The following is a 14,918-nucleotide window of genomic DNA, read 5'->3' as shown; positions in this document are numbered from 1 at the left end:
ACGAATACGGTTCAGCAGCGTTGTCATCGGCTGATGAGCTTTGCCGTTCAAGGAACGTGGTCAAAGCCTACGGGGCGATTTAAGTAGCGACATGGCCGCAGCGGACTTTGACATCGACGATGGCGGCTCAGGCCTGACCCTGCGGCTGACCGGCGACTGGACGGCGACCGAGCTTGGCCGCGTGTCGCGGCGTCTCGACGAGCAGTTGCACGAGCGCTGCGTGGACGCTGTCGACCTGAAGGATATGGGCCGTTTCGACACCGCCGGTGCCCTCGCGATCGTTCAGGCCTCCAACTGCGTCCTGCCCGAAAAGGCCTGGTCCGAGCGCCCTGAAGCGGGCCGCACCTATGCCATGGTCGAAAAGCTGGAACGGGAGAGTGCGCCGCCGCCGCGCCGCCCCCTGCCGGTCGTTCGGTTCTTCAGCAAGATCGGCCTGGGCGTCCACGACATCGCCATGGAGGCCATGCTGTCCATGGCCTTCCTGGGCCGTCTGATCGTGGCGGTCGGCACGGCGTTCAAACATCCCGGTCGGATCCGCTGGGCGGCCTGGTTCAGTCAGGGCGAGCGCGCCGGTCTGGACGCCCTGCCGATCATTGCGGTGACCAACTTCTTCATCGGGGCCGTCATCGCCCTGCTGGGGGCCAACCTGCTGTCGCAACTGGGGGCAGGGGTCTTTACGGTCCAGCTGGTCGCCGTAGCCGTGCTGCGTGAACTGGCCGTGCTGATCACTGCCATCCTTCTGGCCGGTCGTTCGGCCTCGTCCTTCGCCGCCGAGATCGGCTCCATGCGCATGACGCAGGAGGTCGACGCCATGCAGGTGATGGGCGTCAATCCGTTCCAGGCCCTGGTCATTCCGCGACTGGCGGCCATGGTCATCATGATGCCGCTGCTGACCTTCGTCGGCATCGTGACGGGCCTGTTCGGTGGTCTGCTCGTGACCTGGGGCGTGCTGGGTTACGGCCCGATCTTCTTCATTCAGCAGATGTCCCAGGATCCCTTGATGGGCAATCACCTGATGGTCGGCATGATCAAGGCCCCGATCTTCGCCATCGTGGTGGCTGCTATCGGCTGTCGCCAGGGCATGGCCGTGGCCGGTGATGTCGAAAGCCTGGGACGCCGCGTGACCGCCGCCGTGGTCCAGGCCATTTTCGCCATCATCTTCCTGGATGCCGTCTTCGCCATGATCTTCATGGAGCTGAACCTGTGACGGATACCGTGAAGGACGACACCGTCGTTACGCCCGCCGGCGACCAATCCGCTAAGACGGGGCCGGAAAACCTGATTGAGGTGCGTGGTCTCGTCAGCCAGTTCGGCGACCAGGCCCCCATTCATGAAAACCTCGATCTGGACGTGGTCCGGGGCGAGGTTCTGGGCGTGGTCGGCGGTTCGGGTACCGGCAAGACGGTGCTGCTGAACACCATCATCGGCCTGAAGGAGCCCGAGGCCGGCTCCATCAAGATCTTCGGGCATAAAACGGCCGATATGACCAAGGCCCAGGCCGCCGACATCGAGCGCCGGACCGGCATCCTGTTTCAGCAGGGGGCCCTGTTTTCCTCCCTCAGCGTGCTGGACAACGTCGCCTCGCCGCTGGTGGAGCATACCAACCTGTCCAAGGCCGTGATCCGCGAACTGGCCGAGATGAAGATCGCCATGGTGGGCCTGAAGCCCGAGGTGCATCATCAGAAGCCGGCCGAGCTGTCTGGCGGCATGAAGAAGCGTGTCGGCCTGGCCCGTGCCCTGGCGCTGGATCCTGAACTGGTTTTTCTGGACGAGCCGACGGCCGGTCTGGACCCTATCGGGGCCGCGGCCTTCGACGATCTGATCCGCCAGCTGTCGGATGATCTGGGCCTGACCGTCTTCATGATCACCCACGATCTGGACAGCCTGTACGCCATCACCGATCAGGTGGCCGTCCTGGCCGACAAGCACGTCGTTGCCAAGGCCCCGGTCCGCGAGCTGGAACGCTCGGACCATGCCTGGATCAAGGAATACTTCCTGGGGCCGCGCGGACGCGCCGGTTCCGGATCGAAAGCGGCCTGAGGAGAGCCGACCCATGGAAAGAGACGCACACTACGCCGCCGTCGGCATCGCCACCGTCGCCCTTCTGGCGGCCCTGGCGGTGTTCACGATCTGGCTGGCCCGGCTTCAGTTCAACAACGACTACGACGTCTATGACATCGTCTTCTACGGCCCCGTACGCGGCCTGTCCGAGGGCGGTGAAGTCCACTTCAACGGTATCCGCGTGGGTGAGGTCACCGACCTGAACCTGGACCCCAACAAGGGCGATCAGGTCATCGCGCGTATCCGCGTCGATGGCACCACGCCCGTGCGCGTCTCCTCGCGCGCCCAGCTGGAACCGCAGGGCATCACGGGCCTGAACTACATTCAGATCACCGCCGGCGACGCCAACAGCGCCATCCTGAAGAGCCAGTATCCGGACAACGTCATTCCGGTGATCCAGAGCCAGCCGTCGCCGATCGCGGAGTTGCTCAGCGGCTCTGGCACAGTGCTGGCCCAGACTGTCGATGCGCTGAACCGGATCAACCGCGTGCTGTCCGACGACAACGTGCGCAGCTTCTCGACCAGCCTGAAGAACGTCGAATCCCTGACCGCCGAACTGGAAGCGCGCAAGGGCATGTTCGAGCAGCTGGAACAGGCTCTGGCCAAGGCCAACTCGGCCATCGGCGAATATGAGGCCCTGGGTGCCGAGGCGCGTCGTCTGGTCGAGACGGACGGTCGTTCCGCCATCGCCAACATCAACTCCGCCGCCGAAGAGGCCCGCGGTGCCATCGCCACCATCAACCGCACGGCCGAGGGTGTGGAGGGTCCGCTGACCGACTTCACCGCCACCGGCCTGCCGCAACTGCAACAGTCGATCCAGGGCCTGGAAGACGCCACCCGTTCGCTGGAGGGCCTCGTTGATGAGGTTCGCGCCAGCCCGCGTGACTTCATCGGCCGTGCCCCGACCCGTGAACTGGAGGTTCAACCGTGATCCGATCCAACCTGCTTCGTCTCGCTGCCGTTGGCGCGACCGCCATCTCCCTGTCGGCCTGCGCCCTGTTGTCTAGCCCGGACCCTGTCCAGACCTATCGCTTCGGTGGCGTCTCGGGCCAGGCGGCGACGCCGGTGGCCGATCCCATTCTGGTCGGGATGCGAAGGGTGGAGATGCCCGAGGCGGCCGAGGGCGACCGGCTGCTGGGCGTTACCGGTACGGAAACCGCCTACATCGGCGGTGCCCGCTGGATATCTCCGGCTGCGGACCTGCTGACCGATAGTCTGGAGAATGCCTTTGCCAGCCAAGCGACACAGGTCCGTCTGATCGGCCCTCGCGAACTGGCGCGCAGCACGCGGACGCTGGATATCGATATCCGCGCCTTCGAGACGCGCTACCCCGCCCCGGAAGCTGTGCCTACGGTCGTCATCACGGCCCGGGTGCGCCTGCTGACCCTGCCGGAGCGGCAGGTGAAGGTGGAGCGGATCTTCACGGTCGAACAGCCCGCCGCCGCCAACCGCGTGGGGGCCATCGTCGAGGCCTATGACCTGGCCACGCGCGATCTGAACACCCAGATCGTGGCCTGGACCGAAGCGAACGCAGCCTGACGCCGATCAGGCCAGGCCGGGTGCGATCGTATAGGTCGCCTCGGTCTTGGCCGCGACGTCGTCCAGGGTCACCCCGTCGGCCAGTTCGATCAGCTCCAGGCCCGCGCCGTCCGGCTTGACGTCGAACACCGCCAGGTCGGTGATGATGCGGCTGACCACGCCGGTGCCGGTCAGGGGCAGGGTGCAGGCCTTCAGCACCTTGGACTGGCCGTGCTTGTTGGCGTGATCCATGACCACCACCACCCGCTTGACGCCTGCGACCAGGTCCATGGCACCGCCCATGCCCTTCACCAGCTTACCCGGGATCATCCAGTTGGCGATGTCGCCGTTCTCGGCGACCTCCATGGCTCCCAGGATCGACAGATTGATATGGCCGCCGCGGATCATGGCAAAGCTGTCCGCGCTGCTGAAATAGGCGCTCTCGGGAATCTCCGTGATCGTCTGCTTGCCCGCGTTGATCAGGTCGGCGTCCTCTTCTCCGGCAAACGGAAACGGCCCCATGCCCAGCATGCCGTTCTCGGACTGCAGGGTCACTTCCATTCCGGCGGGGATGTAGTTCGCCACCAGGGTCGGGATGCCGATGCCCAGGTTCACATAGAAGCCGTCCTGCAGCTCCTTGGCGGCGCGTTCGGCCAGTTGTTCGCGGGTGCGGGGCATCAGACGGCCTCCCTCTGACGGATGGTTCGCTGCTCGATGCGCTTCTCAAACGTGCCGACGAACAGACGGTCGACGTAGACGCCAGGTGTGTGGATATGGTCCGGGTCCAGCGAGCCGACGGGCACGATCTCCTCGACCTCGACCAGTGTCACCTTGCCGGCGGTGGCCATCATCGGGTTGAAGTTGCGGGCTGTCTTGCGGAACACCAGATTGCCCCGCTCGTCGGCCTTCCACGCCTTGACGATGGCCAGGTCGGCGACGAGGCCGGTTTCCATGACGTAGTCGCGGCCATCGAAGTTGCGCACTTCCTTGCCCTCGGCGACCAGGGTGCCGACGCCAGTGGCGGTGAAGAAGGCGGGGATCCCCGCGCCGCCCGCGCGGATGCGCTCGGCCAAGGTGCCCTGCGGGTTGAACTCCAGCTCCAGCTCACCGGCCAGATACTGGCGCTCGAACTCCTTGTTCTCTCCGACATAGGAGCTGATCATCTTGGCGATCTGGCGGGTTTCCAGCAGCTGGCCCAGGCCAAATCCGTCGACGCCCGCATTGTTGGAGATGACCGTCAGCCCCTTGACGCCACTGTTCCGCAGGCCCGCGATCAGGTTCTCGGGAATGCCGCACAGGCCGAAGCCGCCGGACATGACGGTCATGCCGTCGAACGTCAGGCCGTCCAGCGCCGCCCGCGCATCGGAGACAATCTTCCGCATCGCTTCCTCTTTTCATCTTTTGATGAATATCTGATCTTCAGTCGTCTCTAGCTTTCCCCGCGCGGGCGGGCAAGCGCAAGGCGCGATCCGCGCCGAACCGTAATCGACTGACACCTTCTGTCAGGGTCGGGGGGCTGGAGACGGCGGCGAAAAAGGCTAAAGGTCGGTGCGACAATCTGGCTTTTTGGGAACCGTGGGAATGAGCGTGCGCAAGGTCATCAATGCCCTGACCCTGATCTTCGTGATCGGCGTCGTGGCGGGTCTGGCCCTGACCCCGGACGGTCGCGAATGGCTGCGACATCCGACGCTGATGCTCGGCCAGGGCCAGGCAGCGGAGGCTTCCGCGACCCCCGATGCGCCCACACCTGCCCCGGCCGCTGACACCATCCGCCCGGCCTTGCCGACGGCGGCTGTCGATGCCCGCACCGTCACGCCTCTGTCCCAACGCCTGGCGCAGGGCCCGCTGAAGATCGGCGTGTTTGGCGACTCCATGGCGTCAGACCTTTACACCGGCCTGTACCGCGACATGCAGGCCTATCCGAACGTGACGGTCAGCAAGTTCACCCAGCCCGCGACCGGCCTGGCCCGCTACGACTTCGTGGACATTCAGGCCAAGACCCAGGGACAGCTGGCCAATGCCGATCTGGACGTCGCCATCATCGCCTTCGGCACCAATGACGGCCAAGGCATGGAGGTCGACGGCACCGTTCATCCGTTCGGCAGCGACGGCTGGAAGGCCATCTATGGCAAGCGGGTCGACGACCTGATCGCCCTGCTGAAAAGCCGTGACATCGCCGTCTACTGGGTCGGCAATCCGCGCATGCGCAGCGATGCCTTCAACACCAAGATGCAGATCATCAACGATCTGGTCCGCAGCCGCATGCAGGCCGCCAATGTCACCTTCATCGACATGGTGCCCCTGACCGCCGACGCCCAGGGTGGTTACGAAGCCTACGGCCAGGATGCGAACGGTCGCCGCGTGCTGATGCGCAAGGACGACGGCATGCATCTGTCGCTCGCGGGGGTGATGCACGTCAGCGGTAATATCGTTGATCGACTGGTGCGCGACGCGGGACTGACACGGCCGCAACCCGCCGCCGCCCAGCCTGCCGCCTGATCGCCGGGACCGACTGAATGCTGTTCCCGACCCTGGCCTTCGCGGTCTTCTTCCTGATCGTCTATTTCGCGACCTGGGCGCTGGGGGCGGAGAACCGGTCCCGCAAGATATTCCTCTTGCTGGCCAGCTGGTTCTTCTATGCCCAGTGGGACGAGCGGTTCGTCGCCCTGCTGATCCTGTCGGCGGTGCTGAACTGGGGCATTGCGGCGATGATCGCGCGGCGGGCCCCCGACCGGCGCAAATGGCTTCTGGTTCTGGGCGTCACCGCCAATCTGCTGATCCTGGGGACATTCAAATACTACGGTTTCTTCGTGGAGCAGTTCGCCAACTTGCTGGCCCCGCTGGGCTGGGGGCGCGACATCCAGATCCTTCAGATCCTGCTGCCGGTCGGGATCAGCTTCTTCACCTTCCAGGGCATCAGCTATGTCGTGGACGTCCATCGCGGCAAGACCCCGCCGGCCAAGAGCCTGCTGGACGTCATGCTGTTGATGAGCTTCTTCCCGCATCTGGTGGCCGGGCCGATCGTGCGGGCCTCGGACCTGCTGCCCCAGTTCGACAAAGCTCCGCGCCTGACGCGCGAAGCCGCCACCTGGGGCCTGTTGCTGATCGTCTGGGGCCTGTTCAAGAAGTCCATCATCGCCACCGAAATTTCGGTCAATCTGGTGGATCCCGTCTTCTTCGATCCCTCGGCCTACAGCAGCGTCGACATCGCCTTTGCCGTCTATGGCTATGCGGTTCAGATCTATTGCGACTTCTCAGCCTATTCGGACATGGCCATCGGGATCGCGGCCCTGCTGGGCTATTCCTTCCCGCGCAACTTCGACCAGCCGTACCGGGCCAGTTCGATGCAGGATTTCTGGCGGCGCTGGCACATCAGCCTGTCCAGCTGGCTTCGCGACTATCTGTACATCCCGCTGGGCGGCGGCAAGAAGGGGCTGTGGGCCAGCTGCCGCAACGTCTTCATCACCATGCTGCTGGGCGGCCTCTGGCATGGTGCGGCCTGGACCTTCCTGGCCTGGGGCGCGCTGCACGGCTTGGTGCAGGTGGTCGAGCGTCTGGCGCGATCTGTGCTGGGCGATCGCAAGGTCATGCCGACGATCATCGGTGTGGTGATTACCTTCCACATCGTCTGCCTGGGCTGGATCCTGTTCCGCGCCGAGAGTTTCGGCATGGCCATGGCCATGCTTCAGGGCCTCGGCCGACCGGGTCCGGTGATGGCCCTGACGCCACTGCTGCTGGTGCTGGTCGTCGGCGGCCTGGCCATGCACTGGCTGCCGCCGCGCGCCATCGAGGGCGTGGCGGTGCGGCTCAAGGAGGCTCCGGCCCTGACGTTTGGTCTGCTGCTGTCCGCCGCCTTCCTGATCCTGGAGGCGGCCCGGCCCGACGGCGTCGCCCCCTTCATCTATTTCCAGTTCTGAGGCGGGAGGCGTCATGACCCACGAACCCGATCGCACACCGACCCCCACCCGGTCCGATCCCGTCAGCGAATGGATACCGGATGCCGATGCTCACGACCTGCGCACCTTCCGCGGGCGGCTGCGCGCCTTCGGACGCAGCCTCTATCCCGTCGAGCCGCCGCTGGATGCCGAGGCCGTGGCTGCCAGCGACCGACGCTGGACCGACGTCGTAATTCTCGTCGTCGCGGCCTTCATGCTGACCTTCAATGCGGTCTCGCCGCTGAACTGGTCGCGCGAACAGCCGCCGGGCTGGTGGTCCGTGACGGTCGGGCGGGTGTCGGAGGTCTGGGTCGATCAACTGGCCCAGGTCGGCACCGACATGCCACGCCAGGGGATGCGCGACATCTGGCACAGCTGGCAGGACGCCCGGTTCCCAGGCCAGGAACCGGCCGAGCCGCGCCCTCCGAAGTGATACTCAAATATTCCGCTCATCCCCGCGAAGGCGGGGACCCAGTTCTGTCCAGCGTGGTGCCTGTGTTTCTGGACAACGAGAGAGCGCAGGGAATCGCACCGATCATCCAAAGCACTGGATCCCCGCCTTCGCGGGGATGAGCGGAAGGGAGAGGGTTGACCCTCAGGCACACCGACCCCTAGCGTGCCGCTCCCGTCGGGCTGGCGGGGTGTCATGGGACTGTTCTGAAATGCGTCATCGTCTGCTTGGCCGGGCTCTGCCCGCGTTCGTTCTTCTGGCCGCTATCGCCGGTCCGGTCCTGGCCCAGGAGGCACAGAACGGGGTCGCCTATCAGCAGCCGCCGGCACCGATCGCCCAGATCCTGGACACCAAGCCGACGCCGACGCCGTCGCTCAGCCCCGATGACACCACCCTGGCCCTGTTTGACCGGTCGAACCTGCCGTCCATCGCTGAACTGGCCGAGCCCATGCTGCGGCTGGGCGGTTACCGGATCAATCCTCGCAACAACGGCCCGGCCAACAGCCGCATCAGCTGGCTGACGGGCATGAGTTTCCAGCAGGTCGAGGGCGGGGCCATCCGTCCCGTCAGCCTGCCTGCCAATGCGCAGTTCACCTCGCCCAGCTGGTCGCCTGACGGCAAGTCGGTGGCCTTCCTGATGGATGCACCCGAGGGCATGGAGCTCTGGGTCGCCGACGTGGCTGGCGCGACGGCACGCAAGGTGGCCGAGGGCCACGTCAATGCCGCAGCCGGTGCCGGCTTCGACTGGCTGCCCGACAACTCCGGCCTGGTGGTCCGAATGGTGCCCACCGGGCGCGGTGCGGCTCCCGACACCACCCGCCCACCATCCGGCCCGACGATCTCCGAGACCGGCGGCCGCGCCGCCCCGACCCGGACCTATCAGGACCTGTTGTCCAATGCGGGCGACGAGGCCCTGTTCGACCATTATTTCACCTCCCAGCTGGCGGTGGTGTCGCTGGACGGTACGGTGCGGCCTATCGGTCAGCCCGGCGTGATCCTGGGCGCGGCGGTGTCGCCCGACGGGGCCCATGTGCTTCAGACCCGCGTCAAGAAACCTTACAGCTATGTGGTGCCCGCCGGCCTGTTCCCGTCCGAGGTCACGGTCACCGATCTGCAAGGCCGGGTCGTACATCAGGTCGCCGACCTGCCCCTGCGCGACAACATCCCGACGCCCTTCGATTCCGTCGCCCCTGGTCCGCGCTCGGTCCAGTGGCGCGCCGATGCCCCTGCCACCCTGGTGTGGACCGAGGCCCAGGACGGCGGCGATTCCCGTGCACCTTCGGAGGTCCGCGACCGCGTGCTGATGCTGGCCGCCCCGTTCAACGGCCAGCCGGTCAAGCTGATCGATCTGGACGAAAGGTATGGCGGTGTCGACTGGGGCCGCGACGACCTGGCCATTGTGGGGAGCCGCTGGTTCAACACGCGCAACGAGACCCGCTATGTGGTCGATCCGTCGAACCCGGGCCAGGGCCGTGTCCTTCTGGAGCGCAACTATCAGGACCGCTACAACAACCCCGGCTCTCCGGTGTCACAGCCGACCGGCAATGGGTTCAGCGTCATGCGCTTTACGCCGGACGGCTCGCGCGTGCTCATGACGGGCGCGGGGGCCACGCGGCAGGGCGAATATCCCTTCCTGGCGGCGATGGACCTGAACACGGGCCAGTCCGAGCGTATCTGGACCTCGGCCCCCGGGGCTTATGAAAGCCTGGTCGGTATCCTCGACGACGAGGGCCGCCGTCTGGTCACGCGCCGCGAAACCAAGGACATGCCCGGCAACCTCTATATTCGTAGCCTTGACGACGATCAGGCGGCGGCTCCGACCACGGCCCTGACGGCCTTCCCTGACCCGGCTCCGCAACTGGCCGGGGTGTCGCGGGAGCTTATCACCTATACCCGCGCCGACGGGGTCCAGCTGTCTGGCACGCTGTACCTGCCCGCCGGTTACGACAAGACCCGCGACGGCCCTCTGCCGCTGGTGATGTGGGCCTATCCGGCCGAGTTCACCGATGCCGCCGTGGCCGGTCAGGTGGTCGACACCGACAACCGTTTCGTGCGTCCGGGCGGGTCCAGCCACCTGTTCCTGCTGACCCAGGGCTATGCCGTGCTGGACAACCCGACCATGCCCATCATCGGCGTGAACGGGGCCGAGCCCAACGACACCTATATCGAACAGCTGAGCGCCAGCGCCGAGGCGGCTGTGAAAGCCGTGGTCGATCTGGGCGTCGCCGACCCGGACAAGATCGCTGTGGGGGGCCACTCCTACGGGGCCTTCATGACCGCCAACCTGCTGGCGCATACCGACCTGTTCCGCACCGGCATCGCGCGCTCGGGGGCCTACAACCGCACCCTGACGCCCTTCGGCTTCCAGGCCGAACAGCGCACCTACTGGGAGGCGACCGAGACCTATCAGGAGATGTCGCCCTTCACCTATGCCAACCGGGTCAATGAGCCGATCCTGCTGATCCACGGCGAGGCGGACGACAACTCCGGCACCTTCCCGGTGCAGTCGGAACGCTTTTATGCCGCGCTGAAGGGGCAGGGGGCGACGGTTCGCTACGTCGTCCTGCCGCTGGAGGCCCATGGCTATCGTGCGCGCGAGTCCGTCGGCCACACCCTGTGGGAAACGGTTCGCTGGCTGGACCAGTATGTCAAGAATGCGGGCCCGCGTCAGGTCGCGGCAGCACCGGCGACGGCGGCGTCGGGCACCCCCTGATTTCGTCGTCGCCGCGGTGCAACAATCTTGTTGCAACGCTGTTGTGTCTCGGTCCACCCTGACCGGACGCATCAGCCTGCAGGAGCCGCATTGGCGTTCGACGAAATGTCCGGAATGGGCGGCGAGGTCCGCGACAGCTATCGGGGGCTCGCCCGGTGGCTGGCGGACGCGCCGGAGGGCTTGCTGCAGGCCCGGTCGCGCCAAGCCGAGCTGTTCTTTCGCCGCATGGGCATTACCTTTGCCGTCTATGGCGAGGCCGAGAGCAGCGAACGCCTGATCCCCTTCGACGTCGTGCCGCGCATCATCGGTGCGGCCGAATGGGCGGGGCTGGAGGCCGGTCTGGTCCAGCGGGTAAACGTCATCAACGCCTTCCTGTCCGACATCTATGGCAAGCAGGAATGTCTGAAGGCCGGGATCATTCCGGCCGAACTGGTGCTGACCAATCCCTATTATGTGCCGCAGATGCAGGGCCGCCGCCCGCCGCGCGACATCTGGGTCCAGATCGCGGGCGTCGATCTGGTCCGCACCGGCGAGGACGGCTTCTATGTGCTGGAGGACAACTGTCGCACGCCGTCCGGCGTTTCCTACATGCTGGAAAACCGCGAGATGATGATGCGGTTGTTCCCCGACCTGTTCGCCGACTATCCGGTGCGCCCGGTCGAGACCTATGCCGACATGCTGCTGGCGTCGTTGCGCGGCTGCGCGCCGCTGGGGGCGGGCTCCGATCCGACGATCGTGCTGCTGACGCCGGGGCCCTACAACTCGGCCTATTACGAACACTCCTTCCTGGCCGACAAGCTGGGCGTGGAGCTGGTCGAAGGCAGCGACCTGTTCGTCGATGACGACCACGTCTACATGCGCACGACGCAAGGCCGAAAGCAGGTGGACGTCATCTATCGTCGTCTGGACGACGACTTCCTTGATCCCCTGATGTTCCGCCCGGATTCGGCGCTGGGCGTGCCGGGCCTGATGACGGCCTATCAGGCAGGCAATGTGGCGCTGGCCAATGCCGTCGGCACCGGCGTGGCCGACGACAAGGCCGTCTATACCTACATGCCCGAACTGGTTCGCTTCTATACGGGCGAGGAGCCGATCCTGAAGAATGTGCCGACCTGGCGTTGCCGCGAGCCGGAGGCGCTGAAGGAGGTGCTGTCCAATCTCGATCAGCTGGTGGTCAAGGAGGTCGGCGGCTCCGGCGGCTACGGCATGCTGGTCGGCCCGGCCTCGACCAAGGCCGAGGTGGAGGCCTTCCGCAAGAAGCTGATCAACGACCCCGACGACTTCATCGCCCAGCCGACCCTGGCGCTGTCGACGGCTCCGACGCTGGACAAGGGCGAGCTGTGCAGCCGCCACGTCGACCTGCGCCCCTTCGTCCTGTCCAGCCCGGACGGCGTGAAGGTCGCGCCCGGCGGCCTGACCCGCGTCGCGCTGAAGGCCGGTTCACTGGTGGTCAACTCCAGCCAGGGCGGCGGAACCAAGGACACCTGGGTGCTGGATGTTTGATATCTCGAACAAATCCTCCCCCACCGGGGGAGGGGGACCGCGTAGCGGTGGAGGGGGCCTGCCCCAGACACCGGCGCTTGCAGTCAGCCCTCTCCACCATCCTTCGGATGGTCCCCCTCCCCCGACGGGGGAGGAATAATGCTCTCGCGTACCGCAGACAGCCTGTACTGGACCGGCCGCTATATCGAGCGGGCGGACTTTCTCGCGCGCATCCTGGAGGCGACGTTACGCCTTGCCGCCATTCCCACCCGCGGCGACGGCGATGCCGAGACGGTCTGGGCCAGTGCCCTGGCCTCGGCCGGTGCGCCCAAGGCGCTGGGCCGCTCACCGACCGAAAAATCGGTGCGCGAATATCTGGCCTTCTCGACGCTGAACTCGTCCTCCATCACCTCCTGCATCACCCGCGCGCGGACCAATGCCCGTTCCGTCCGCACGGCCCTGACGGTCGAGCTGTGGGAGGCGATCAACGGGGCCTGGAACGGTTTGGCCGAGCAGGGTCAGCCCACCCGTCGCGACGACTTCGTGCATTTCTTGGAGTGGGTGAAGACCGTCACCCTGTCGGTCGAGGGCGCAACCAGCCGGACCATGCTGCGCGGCGATGCCTATTATTTCCTGCGGCTGGGCGCGGCGATCGAGCGGGCCGACAACACCGCCCGCTTGCTGGACGTCAAATACCACCTGCTGCTGCCAGAGGGCGAACGGGTGGGTGGCCAGCTGGACTATTTCCAGTGGACCACATTGCTGCGCGAGGTCTCGGCCCTGACCGCCTATCGCTGGGTCTATCGCGATTCCGTCAAGCCGTGGCTGGTAGCCGACCTGCTGGTGCTGAACCGCCAGATGCCGCGGTCCCTGGCCAGCTGCCAGGCCTCGATCGTGCGCTATCTGGAGCGCCTGTCGTCCGACTATGGTCGTCGCGGCCCGGCCCAGCGGCTGGCGCAGGAGCGGATGCGCGCCTTCGACGGGGCCAATATCGACGCCATTTTCCAGTCCGGCCTGCACGAATACATCCAGTCGTTCCTGTACGAGAACGGCCGACTGGGTCAGGCCATCACCGACCAGTATCTGAGCTGATCCAGACCCATGCGTATCCGGATCGACCACTCCACCACCTATAGCTACGACCGCGCCGCGCGGTTCATCATCCAGACCCTGCGTCTGACGCCGCGCACGTCCGAGAGCCAGACCGTGCGCGGCTGGCGGATCGAGACCGATGTCGACGCGCGCCTGCGTCAGTCCGAGGACGCCTTCGGCAACATCGTCCACGCCCTCTACACCGAACAGCCGACCAGCAGCCTGACGGTGCGGGTGACGGGCGAGGTGACCACGGTCGACACCGCCGGCGTCGTGCGTGCGGGCCATGAGCAACTGTCGCCCATCGTCTACTTGCGCGACACGCCCCTGACCAAGCCGGACAAGCTGATCGCGGTCTTCGCCTCGGAGTTCAAGGCCCACCCGCCGCTGGAGCGGATGCACAGGCTGATGGCCGCCATCAACGGCTCGGTCGCCTTCGAGGTCGGGGTGACGACGCCGACCCATACCGCCGCCCAGGTCCTGGCCCTCGGCCGAGGCGTCTGTCAGGACCACGCCCACGTCTTTGTCTCGGCCGCCCGGTCGATGGGGGTGCCGGCGCGCTATGTGTCCGGCCACTTCCTGCGTCGTGACCGCGAGGATCAGGAGGCCGCCCACGCATGGGCCGAGGCCTGGATTGAGGGCTTCGGCTGGGTCGGCTTCGATCCCGCCAACGGTGTCTGTCCGACCGACCGCTATGTGCGCGTGGCCGTGGGTCTGGACTACCTGGGGGCCGCGCCTGTGCGCGGCACCAGCTATGGCGGGCGGGGTGAAAAACTGGCGGTGCAGCTGACCGTGCGTGATGCCGACATGCAACAGGGCCAGCAGCAGGCATAGGTTATGGCGTGACAGGGGGATGACGGTCGCGCGAATCGGCTAGTGTCACTCAGCCGACTTTGGGGCGTCGCAGGACGGGGATCCGGTGACTTATTGCGTAGGCATGCTGGTCGAAGAAGGCCTGGCGATGATCGCCGACACCCGGACCAATGCCGGGGTGGACAACATCTCGTCCTATAAGAAGCTGCACGTCGTCAACCAGCCGGGTGAGCGGGTGCTGGGCGTCTGCACGGCCGGCAATCTGTCGGTGACGCAGACCGCCTTGGCCATGGTGCGCGACGGGGTCAATCTGCACGTCGGCGAACCGCCCGAGACGCTGGAGACCGCGCCCACCCTGTTCCGCTGTGCACAGTTGCTGGGCCACGCCTTGCGCGAAACCCGCCTGTCGATCGCGCCGGCCATGGAGGCCGACAGCCTGAACACATCCGCCTCCATGCTGCTGGGCGGACAGATCGCGGGCGGCGAGATGGGGCTGTATCTGATCTATAGCCAGGGCAACTTCATCGAATGCGGGCTGGACACCCCCTTTCTGCAGATCGGCGAGCTGAAATACGGCAAGCCCATTCTGCAAAGCGGTCTGTCCTCCGACACGCCCCTGGCCACGGCGGTCAAGCTGGGGCTGATTTCGTTCTCGACCACCATGCGATCCAACGTCGGGGTCGGTTCGCCCTTCGACATGCTGACCCTGCGGCGGGGCTATCTGAGCGGAGACGAGCGGCGGATCGACAAGGACGACGCCTATTTCACTGACCTGCACGAACAGTGGACCCGGGCCCAGACGGCGGCCCGCCGCTCCATGCCCGAACCTCCGTGGATGAACGGCCAGGTTTAG

Annotated in this window: 14 protein-coding genes; 12 read left to right on the top strand and 2 right to left on the bottom strand. The window is 65.9% G+C overall.

Features of this window, described 5'->3' with window-relative positions; all coding sequences use genetic code 11:
- Positions 1–91: 91 nt before the first annotated feature.
- The 4 genes from AC4PRM_RS02505 to AC4PRM_RS02490 all read left to right on the top strand — a co-directional run bounded on the left by AC4PRM_RS02505 (position 92) and on the right by AC4PRM_RS02490 (position 3,600).
- On the top strand, positions 92–1,207 hold the full coding sequence (locus tag AC4PRM_RS02505; protein WP_492038658.1) for an MlaE family ABC transporter permease: 1,116 nt from the start codon (positions 92–94) through the stop codon (positions 1,205–1,207).
- 71 nt (positions 1,208–1,278) lie between these two features.
- On the top strand, positions 1,279–2,040 hold the full coding sequence (locus AC4PRM_RS02500; RefSeq protein ID WP_492038819.1) for an ABC transporter ATP-binding protein: 762 nt from the start codon (positions 1,279–1,281) through the stop codon (positions 2,038–2,040).
- Positions 2,041–2,053: 13 nt separating this feature from the next.
- Entirely contained in the window at positions 2,054–2,992 is a 939-nt protein-coding gene (locus AC4PRM_RS02495) for an MlaD family protein (protein WP_373255932.1), read from the top strand.
- Complete coding sequence (locus AC4PRM_RS02490) at positions 2,989–3,600, top strand: ABC-type transport auxiliary lipoprotein family protein (protein ID WP_373255931.1); 612 nt, start codon at positions 2,989–2,991, stop codon at positions 3,598–3,600. The genes AC4PRM_RS02495 and AC4PRM_RS02490 overlap by 4 nt, the downstream gene beginning before the upstream one ends.
- Positions 3,601–3,606: 6 nt before the next feature.
- On the opposite strand, the gene AC4PRM_RS02485 is transcribed toward AC4PRM_RS02490, so the two are convergent.
- Positions 3,607–4,257, bottom strand: a complete 651-nt coding sequence (locus AC4PRM_RS02485; protein WP_373255930.1) for a 3-oxoacid CoA-transferase subunit B — start codon at positions 4,255–4,257, stop codon at positions 3,607–3,609.
- Positions 4,257–4,961: a CoA transferase subunit A gene (locus tag AC4PRM_RS02480; protein ID WP_492038657.1), complete on the bottom strand. Its 705-nt coding sequence runs from the start codon at positions 4,959–4,961 to the stop codon at positions 4,257–4,259. Before AC4PRM_RS02480 ends, AC4PRM_RS02485 begins: the two co-directional genes overlap by 1 nt.
- Before the next feature lie 199 nt (positions 4,962–5,160).
- Here AC4PRM_RS02480 and AC4PRM_RS02475 point away from each other — a divergent pair, with 199 nt between their 5' ends.
- From AC4PRM_RS02475 to AC4PRM_RS02440, 8 genes are all read left to right on the top strand, one after another.
- The gene (locus tag AC4PRM_RS02475; RefSeq protein WP_492038656.1) at positions 5,161–6,078 is read left to right on the top strand and encodes an SGNH/GDSL hydrolase family protein; all 918 of its coding nucleotides are present in this window, start codon (positions 5,161–5,163) and stop codon (positions 6,076–6,078) included.
- A 17-nt stretch (positions 6,079–6,095) separates the two neighbouring features.
- Positions 6,096–7,496 (top strand): MBOAT family O-acyltransferase, encoded by a 1,401-nt coding sequence (locus tag AC4PRM_RS02470; protein ID WP_492038655.1) that lies wholly within the window; start codon positions 6,096–6,098, stop codon positions 7,494–7,496.
- A 13-nt stretch (positions 7,497–7,509) separates the two neighbouring features.
- Positions 7,510–7,947: a hypothetical protein gene (locus AC4PRM_RS02465; RefSeq protein WP_492038654.1), complete on the top strand. Its 438-nt coding sequence runs from the start codon at positions 7,510–7,512 to the stop codon at positions 7,945–7,947.
- A 229-nt stretch (positions 7,948–8,176) separates the two neighbouring features.
- On the top strand, positions 8,177–10,678 hold the full coding sequence (locus AC4PRM_RS02460) for a S9 family peptidase (RefSeq protein WP_492038653.1): 2,502 nt from the start codon (positions 8,177–8,179) through the stop codon (positions 10,676–10,678).
- A 90-nt stretch (positions 10,679–10,768) separates the two neighbouring features.
- Positions 10,769–12,181, top strand: coding sequence for a circularly permuted type 2 ATP-grasp protein (locus tag AC4PRM_RS02455; RefSeq protein ID WP_492038652.1), 1,413 nt, complete (start codon positions 10,769–10,771; stop codon positions 12,179–12,181).
- 138 nt (positions 12,182–12,319) lie between these two features.
- The gene (locus tag AC4PRM_RS02450) at positions 12,320–13,252 is read left to right on the top strand and encodes an alpha-E domain-containing protein (RefSeq protein ID WP_492038651.1); all 933 of its coding nucleotides are present in this window, start codon (positions 12,320–12,322) and stop codon (positions 13,250–13,252) included.
- Positions 13,253–13,261: 9 nt separating this feature from the next.
- Positions 13,262–14,086 carry a transglutaminase family protein gene (locus AC4PRM_RS02445; RefSeq protein WP_492038650.1) on the top strand — a complete coding sequence of 275 codons (825 nt, stop codon included), beginning with the start codon at positions 13,262–13,264 and terminating at the stop codon, positions 14,084–14,086.
- 103 nt (positions 14,087–14,189) lie between these two features.
- A complete protein-coding gene (locus AC4PRM_RS02440) occupies positions 14,190–14,918 on the top strand; it encodes a proteasome-type protease (RefSeq protein WP_492038649.1) in 729 nt (242 codons plus the stop codon).

Source organism: Brevundimonas sp. DW-iso22 (assembly GCF_058725425.1).
Note: the sequence above shows the minus strand (reverse complement) of the source record. Positions and strands in the feature narration are given on the sequence as shown.

Bases quoted from the DNA above. Each gene is read 5' to 3' on its own strand.
- AC4PRM_RS02505 (WP_492038658.1), top strand. From the start codon at position 92: ATGGCCGCAGCGGACTTTGACATCGACGATGGCGGCTCAGGCCTGACC.
- AC4PRM_RS02495 (WP_373255932.1), top strand. From the start codon at position 2,054: ATGGAAAGAGACGCACACTACGCCGCCGTCGGCATCGCCACCGTCGCC.
- AC4PRM_RS02485 (WP_373255930.1), bottom strand. From the start codon at position 4,257: ATGCCCCGCACCCGCGAACAACTGGCCGAACGCGCCGCCAAGGAGCTG.
- AC4PRM_RS02480 (WP_492038657.1), bottom strand. From the start codon at position 4,961: ATGCGGAAGATTGTCTCCGATGCGCGGGCGGCGCTGGACGGCCTGACG.
- AC4PRM_RS02475 (WP_492038656.1), top strand. From the start codon at position 5,161: ATGAGCGTGCGCAAGGTCATCAATGCCCTGACCCTGATCTTCGTGATC.
- AC4PRM_RS02470 (WP_492038655.1), top strand. From the start codon at position 6,096: ATGCTGTTCCCGACCCTGGCCTTCGCGGTCTTCTTCCTGATCGTCTAT.
- AC4PRM_RS02465 (WP_492038654.1), top strand. From the start codon at position 7,510: ATGACCCACGAACCCGATCGCACACCGACCCCCACCCGGTCCGATCCC.
- AC4PRM_RS02460 (WP_492038653.1), top strand. From the start codon at position 8,177: ATGCGTCATCGTCTGCTTGGCCGGGCTCTGCCCGCGTTCGTTCTTCTG.
- AC4PRM_RS02450 (WP_492038651.1), top strand. From the start codon at position 12,320: ATGCTCTCGCGTACCGCAGACAGCCTGTACTGGACCGGCCGCTATATC.
- AC4PRM_RS02445 (WP_492038650.1), top strand. From the start codon at position 13,262: ATGCGTATCCGGATCGACCACTCCACCACCTATAGCTACGACCGCGCC.
- AC4PRM_RS02440 (WP_492038649.1), top strand. From the start codon at position 14,190: ATGCTGGTCGAAGAAGGCCTGGCGATGATCGCCGACACCCGGACCAAT.